This is a genomic window from Sphingosinicella sp. (assembly GCF_052387495.1).
Taxonomy (GTDB): Bacteria; Pseudomonadota; Alphaproteobacteria; order Sphingomonadales; family Sphingomonadaceae; genus Allosphingosinicella.
Genome location: NZ_JBQTJC010000078.1, coordinates 1 through 5,872, shown reverse-complemented (window position 1 = coordinate 5,872; position 5,872 = coordinate 1). Strand labels below are relative to the sequence as shown.

General features: G+C 69.1%; 7 protein-coding genes. 2 read left to right on the top strand and 5 right to left on the bottom strand.

What is annotated here, in order from left to right; genetic code table 11:
* Positions 1-2,240, top strand: a 2,240-nt coding sequence (locus tag ACT4N8_RS04370; RefSeq protein ID WP_444856914.1) for a DNA gyrase subunit A, incomplete at its 5' end; no start/stop codon positions are given.
* On the opposite strand, the gene ACT4N8_RS04365 is transcribed toward ACT4N8_RS04370, so the two are convergent.
* The gene (locus ACT4N8_RS04365; RefSeq protein WP_444856913.1) at positions 2,231-2,671 is read right to left on the bottom strand and encodes a DUF488 domain-containing protein; all 441 of its coding nucleotides are present in this window, start codon (positions 2,669-2,671) and stop codon (positions 2,231-2,233) included. The two genes, ACT4N8_RS04370 and ACT4N8_RS04365, sit on opposite strands and share 10 nt — an antisense overlap.
* Positions 2,637-3,062 (bottom strand): VOC family protein, encoded by a 426-nt coding sequence (locus ACT4N8_RS04360; protein ID WP_444856912.1) that lies wholly within the window; start codon positions 3,060-3,062, stop codon positions 2,637-2,639. The genes ACT4N8_RS04365 and ACT4N8_RS04360 overlap by 35 nt, the downstream gene beginning before the upstream one ends.
* A gap of 41 nt (positions 3,063-3,103) precedes the next feature.
* Between ACT4N8_RS04360 and trmFO the strand changes: the two genes are divergently transcribed.
* A complete protein-coding gene (trmFO, locus tag ACT4N8_RS04355; RefSeq protein WP_444856911.1) occupies positions 3,104-4,417 on the top strand; it encodes a methylenetetrahydrofolate--tRNA-(uracil(54)-C(5))-methyltransferase (FADH(2)-oxidizing) TrmFO in 1,314 nt (437 codons plus the stop codon).
* Here the strand turns inward: trmFO and ACT4N8_RS04350 are convergent.
* From ACT4N8_RS04350 to ACT4N8_RS04340, 3 genes are all read right to left on the bottom strand, one after another.
* Complete coding sequence (locus ACT4N8_RS04350; RefSeq protein ID WP_444856910.1) at positions 4,414-4,857, bottom strand: histidine kinase; 444 nt, start codon at positions 4,855-4,857, stop codon at positions 4,414-4,416. The genes trmFO and ACT4N8_RS04350 overlap by 4 nt on opposite strands.
* 77 nt (positions 4,858-4,934) lie before the next feature.
* The gene (locus tag ACT4N8_RS04345) at positions 4,935-5,576 is read right to left on the bottom strand and encodes a squalene/phytoene synthase family protein (RefSeq protein WP_444856909.1); all 642 of its coding nucleotides are present in this window, start codon (positions 5,574-5,576) and stop codon (positions 4,935-4,937) included.
* 85 nt (positions 5,577-5,661) lie between these two features.
* Positions 5,662-5,872 (bottom strand): transketolase C-terminal domain-containing protein (locus ACT4N8_RS04340; protein ID WP_444856908.1); only part of this gene is annotated, 211 nt, incomplete at its 5' end.

Here is a 5,872-nt window from a genome sequence, read left to right as displayed (position 1 = left end):
TGGTCAACGGCGCCGGCGGCATCGCGGTCGGCATGGCGACCAACATCCCGCCGCACAATCTGGGCGAGGTGATCGCCGCCTGCAAAGCCTATATGGACGATCCCGCGATCACCGTCGAAGGTCTGATGGAGCATGTCCCGGCGCCCGATTTCCCGACCGGGCCGCTGATCCTCGGCCTCGCGGGCGCCCGATCCGCCTATCAGACCGGGCGCGGCTCGATCATCATGCGCGCCCGCCACGTGATCGAGGAGGGCCGCGGCGACCGGCAATCGATCGTGCTCACCGCGATTCCGTTCCAGGTCGGCAAGAACGGGCTGGTCGAGAAGATCGCCGAGGCCGCCAAGGACAAGCGCATCGAGGGCGTCGCCGACATCCGCGACGAATCGAACCGCGAGGGCGTCCGCGTCGTCATCGATCTGAAGCGCGACGCCACCCCCGACGTCGTGCTCAACCAGCTCTGGCGGCACACCCCGGCGCAATCCTCCTTCCCGGCCAACATGCTCGCGATCCGCGGCGGCCGGCCCGAGACGCTGAACCTGCGCGACATCATCGAGTCGTTCGTCAAGTTCCGCGAGGAGGTGATCACCCGGCGCGCCAAGTTCGAGCTCGCCAAGGCGCGCGACCGCGCCCACGTGCTGCTCGGCCTCGTCATCGCGGTCACCAATATGGACGAGGTGGTGCGGATCATCCGCGGCTCCGCCTCGCCGGCCGAGGCGCGCGCCGCCCTGATCGCGCGCGATTGGCCGATCGCCGAAATCGCACCCTACATCCGTCTCGTCGAGGCGATCGAGGCCGAGGTCGAGGGCGACAGCTATCGCCTCTCCGACACCCAGGTGCGGGCCATCCTCGATCTGCGCCTCCACCGCCTCACCGCGCTCGGCCGCGACGAGATCGCCGGCGAGCTTCGCGAGCTCGCCACCTCGATCGGCGCTCTGCTCGAAATCCTCGGCGACCGGATCAAGCTCTACGCGGTGATGCGCACGGAGCTGGACGAGATCGAAGCCGCTTATGCGACGCCCCGCCTCACCGAGATCGCGCCCGCCTGGGACGGGATCGAGGACGAGGATCTGATCGAGCGCGAGGACATGGTCGTGACCGTCACCCATGGCGGCTACATCAAGCGCACCCCGCTCGAGACCTTCCGCACCCAGGCGCGCGGCGGCAAGGGCCGCGCCGGCATGGCGACCAAGGACGAGGACGCGGTCATCAAGCTTTTCGTGACCTCGACCCACACGCCGGTCCTGTTCTTCTCGACCGCCGGCAAGGTCTATCGCCTGAAGGTCTGGCGGCTGCCCGAAGGCGCGCCGCAGGCGCGCGGCCGGCCGATGATCAATCTGCTGCCCTTGGCCGAGGGTGAGACGATCTCGACCGTCCTGCCCTTGCCCGAGGACGAGGCCGAATGGGGCAAGCTCCACGTCATGTTCGCGACCGCGAAGGGCACCGTCCGGCGCAACTCGATGGACGCCTTCACCAACGTCCCCTCGAACGGCAAGATCGCGATGCGCTTCGATGAAGGGTCGGACGACCGGCTGATCGGGGTCGAGCTGCTCACCGAGGACGACGACGTCCTGCTCGCCACCCGCCACGGCAAGGCGATCCGCTTCGCCGCGACCGACGTGCGCGAGTTTCAGAGCCGCACTGCCGCCGGCGTGCGCGGCGCCAGGCTGATCGGCGGCGACGAGGTCATCTCGCTCTCGATCCTCGGCGGCTTCGACGCCACCACCGAAGAGCGCGATGCCTATTTGCGCGCCGCGCCCTGGAAGGAAGGAGAGCGCGAGCCGGGCCTCACGCTCGAGCGCATGGCCGAGTTCGAGGCGGCCGAGGAGTTCATCCTCACCGTCTGCGCCAACGGCTACGGCAAGCGCAGCAGCGCCTATGAGTATCGCCGCACCAACCGCGGCGGCCAGGGCATCACCAATATCGACAATCTCGAGCGCAACGGCCCGGTCGTGGCGAGCTTCCCGGCCCACCATGGCGAGCAGCTGATGCTGGTGACGAACCAGGCGAAGATGATCCGGATGAGCGTCGGCGACACCCGCGTGATCGGCCGCAACAGCGCCGGCGTCCGCCTGTTCGACGTGGCCGAGAATGAGCACGTCGTCTCCGCCGCGCGGATCGAGGAGAGCGAGGAGGAAGCCGAGGCCGATCTGGGCGACGGCACCGCCGAGATCGCTCCGAGCGACGACGCCGTGATCGGCGAGGATTTGGCGGACGGCGGCGAAGGCACGCCTCAGGCGTAGAGGTCGACCGCCTTCCAATCGGCGATCACGCTCTCCCGCAGCGGGGTGCGGTGGCAGTGGGCCGGGTCGCGTTCGAAGCAGAGCAGGGCCGAGGGCGCCTCTTCCGCGAGCGCGATCATCCGCGCCGCTTCGACGCCGGCTTCTGGGGTTTCGAGCTGGGCGGCGTAAATCCGCTCCATCTCGGCGAACCGTCCCTTGCGCGCCGCCTCACGCCCGTCCGGGGGCGTGCCGAGCGCTTTCAGGTGGACATAGTCGATCCCCGCCTCCTTCAGCCCGGCGGCGAGCACGTTCTTCGAAAAGCCGGGCTTACGCGACAGCGGCACGGCGCGTACGTCGATCACCCGCGCGACGCCCGCTTGCTTGAGCGCCGCGATCAGCTCCGACTGAGTCGCGCCCTCATAGCCGATGGTGAAGATGCGCTTCGCGGTCATCCTCGACGCTCTTGTGGCACACCGCCTCGATGTTCAAGCCGTCGGGATCGAGGATGAAGGCGGCATAATAATTCGGTCCGTAATTCGGACGCAGCCCCGGCGCGCCATTGTCCCGCCCGCCGGCGGCGAGTGCGGCTTCGTAAAAGGCGTCGACCTGATCGCGCGTCTCGGCGCGGAAGGCGACGTGAGTCCCCTCGCCCACCCGCTCGTTGTCGCCGATCCAGAAGAAGGGGTCGCCCTCGGTGCCGAAGCCGTGCGCGGTGCCGCCGCTGCCATTCTCCTCGGCCGGCACGGTCATGACCAGGCCGAGGCCGAGCGGCTTCAGCGCCGCCTCGTAAAACGCCCGCGAACGCTCCGCATCCGCCACCGCGAAGCCAACATGGTCGAGCATGGCCTTCCTCCCTCGCGCTTCAGCGACTATCCAACCGCCCGATGACGAACAAGGTCCATATCATCGGCGGCGGCCTGGCGGGATCCGAGGCGGCATGGCAGCTCGCCGAGGCGGGCGTGCGGGTCCGCCTCTCCGAAATGCGCGGCGGCGGCGAGATGACGCCCGCGCACCACACCGACGGCCTCGCCGAGCTGGTCTGCTCGAACAGCTTCCGCTCCGACGATGCCGAGCACAATGCGGTGGGGCTGCTCCATGCGGAGATGCGCACCCTCGGCTCGCTGATCATGGCGGCGGCGGACGCGCACAAGGTGCCGGCGGGATCGGCGCTCGCCGTCGATCGCGACGGTTTCTCGGCGCGGGTGACCGAAACGCTCGCCGCCCACCCCAAGATCGAGATCGTCCGCGAACGCGTCGACGCGCTGCCCGCCGAGGGCCTCGCCATCGTCGCCACCGGCCCGCTCACCGCGGCGCGGCTCGCCGAATCGATCGGCGCCGCGACCGGCGCGGATGCGCTCGCCTTCTTCGACGCCATCGCTCCGATCGTCCACCGCGACTCGATCGACATGCATGTGTGCTGGATGGCCAGCCGCTGGGACAAGGGCGATACCAAGGACTACATCAACTGCCCGATGACGAAGGAGCAGTATCTCGCTTTCCGGCAGGGGCTGCTCGACGGCGAGAAGACCGAATTCAAGGAGTGGGAGAAGGACACGCCCTATTTCGAGGGCTGCATGCCGATCGAGGTCGCGGCCGAGCGCGGCGAGGACACGCTGCGCTACGGCCCTATGAAGCCGGTCGGGCTCGACGATCCCAGGACCGGGCGCTGGCCCTATGCCGTCGTCCAGCTCCGCCAGGACAATGCGCTCGGCACCTTGTGGAACATGGTCGGCTTCCAGACCAAGCTGAAGCATGGCGAGCAGGTTCGGCTGTTCCGCACGATTCCGGGGCTGGAGCAGGCGGAGTTCGCCCGGCTCGGCGGGCTTCATCGCAACACGTTCATCAATTCGCCGCAGCTGCTCGACGGCACGCTGCGGCTGAAAGCGCGGCCGAACGTCCGCTTCGCCGGGCAGATCACGGGCTGCGAGGGCTATGTGGAGAGTGCAGCGATCGGTCTCCTCGCCGGGCGCTTCGCCGCGGCGGAGCTGGGCGGAGAAACGCTCGCTTTGCCGCCGCCGACCACGGCGCTCGGTGCCCTGCTCGGTCACATCACCGGCGGCGCCGAGGCGGACGGCTACCAGCCGATGAACGTCAATTTCGGCCTCTTCCCGCCGATCGAAGGGCGCGCCAAGAAGGCCGACCGCAAGAAGCGCTACACCGACCGCGCCCGCGCCGACCTGGCCGCCTGGCTCGCCTAGCAGTTGCAGTTCGCCTTACGCGCGGGCGTCCGCCGCCTTGGCGCCGTGGTGGCATATTCCTCGCGGGTCAGCACCCGGTCGCGGTTGCGGTCGGCCTCGCCGAACTTGGTCGAGGTGCGCACCGCCCATTCCTCGAAGGAGAGGCGGCCGTCGCTATTGGTGTCGAGCCGCTGGAACGGGCGGCGGCGGGGATAATGGAGCTCTTCCAGCGTGATCCGGCCGTCATTGTCGCGGTCGGCGCGGTCGAAACGGCGCTGCTCCTTGGTGCGCTCGTCGGCGCTGGGCGGCCGCGGCGGCGCGCCGGACGCCTCGGCGACGGCTTCGCCCTCGGGCGCGTCGGGAATCGGATCGTCCTCGTCCTGCGCGATGCCCTGCCAGATGAAGAAGCCGGCCAGCACCAGCAGCAGCGCCGAGCCGACCCCCGCAAAGAATCGGAGCATACCCCCTCCCCTTCGACGGTTACGCTAGTCCAGGCGCATGAAATCGCCAAATCGGAGGAAAGTAAATCCGATTCGAGTCAACGCCCGGTGAGCCAGTGGCTGAGCATCCTCAGCATTCGGCCGGGCGCGCCTTGCGGCTCGAGACTAGCGTGCTTCAGGTCGCGGTCGGCCAACACCGCCAGCATCCCGAGTGGCCGCAGCCGCCTCGGCCAGCTTTTGGGTCCGTGGCGGCGGCGCGCCGAGTCCAGGGCGGCGGCGCGGTCCGCTGGGTCGGCGCTCCGGCGCGCCAGATCGGTGAGTGCCCAAAGCTCGCCCGCCGCGATGAGGTCGAAATCAACGCCACCCAACAACTGGTCGGACAGACGGAAAAGCGTGGCGCCCCGCGCCTCGGCATAGGTATCGAGCGCCTCGCGCGGCAGCCGACCCGGATCGGCGATCGCCTCCCAGCCGACGATCATCTCCGACAGCTCCGCGCCGATGATGCCGCGGGGCAGCAGGTGCCGCGCCGCGCCTTCGAGCGTCGGTTCGGGCGGAGGCGGCTCGCGATCGAGCCGCTCCAGCGCCTCGCGCCACCAGGCGAGCCGGATCCGGGTCACCATCGGCTCGCGGCCCGTGGCGAGCACCGCCCCCAAAGTGACGTCAAGACGCCACAAAGCCTCCAGCGCCGGGCGCGTCAGTGCCGGAACGTAGGCTAGAGCGAGGCGGCGGTCGGGATCCATCACGTCATCCCGGCGAAGGCCGGGATCTCAGGCCGAGAGGACACGGCGCGTCTCCCTGAGGCCCCGGCCTTCGCCGGGGCGACGATTACCGGTAGCAAACCTTCTTGGCGGCGGCGACGACGTCCTCGGCCCTGATCAAAGCGAGCTTCTCGAGGTTGGCGGCATAAGGCAACGGCACGTCCTCGTTCGCCACCCGCAGCACCGGGGCGTCGAGATCGTCGAAGCCCTCCTCCATCGCGATCGCCATCAGTTCGGATGCGATCGAGCAGCCCGGCCAGCCTTCCTCGACGCAGACC

Excerpts from the sequence above, each read along its gene's own strand:
- ACT4N8_RS04365 (WP_444856913.1), bottom strand. The coding sequence starts at position 2,671 with ATGACCGCGAAGCGCATCTTCACCATCGGCTATGAGGGCGCGACTCAG.
- ACT4N8_RS04360 (WP_444856912.1), bottom strand. The coding sequence starts at position 3,062 with ATGCTCGACCATGTTGGCTTCGCGGTGGCGGATGCGGAGCGTTCGCGG.
- trmFO (WP_444856911.1), top strand. The coding sequence starts at position 3,104 with ATGACGAACAAGGTCCATATCATCGGCGGCGGCCTGGCGGGATCCGAG.
- ACT4N8_RS04350 (WP_444856910.1), bottom strand. The coding sequence starts at position 4,857 with ATGCTCCGATTCTTTGCGGGGGTCGGCTCGGCGCTGCTGCTGGTGCTG.
- ACT4N8_RS04345 (WP_444856909.1), bottom strand. The coding sequence starts at position 5,576 with ATGGATCCCGACCGCCGCCTCGCTCTAGCCTACGTTCCGGCACTGACG.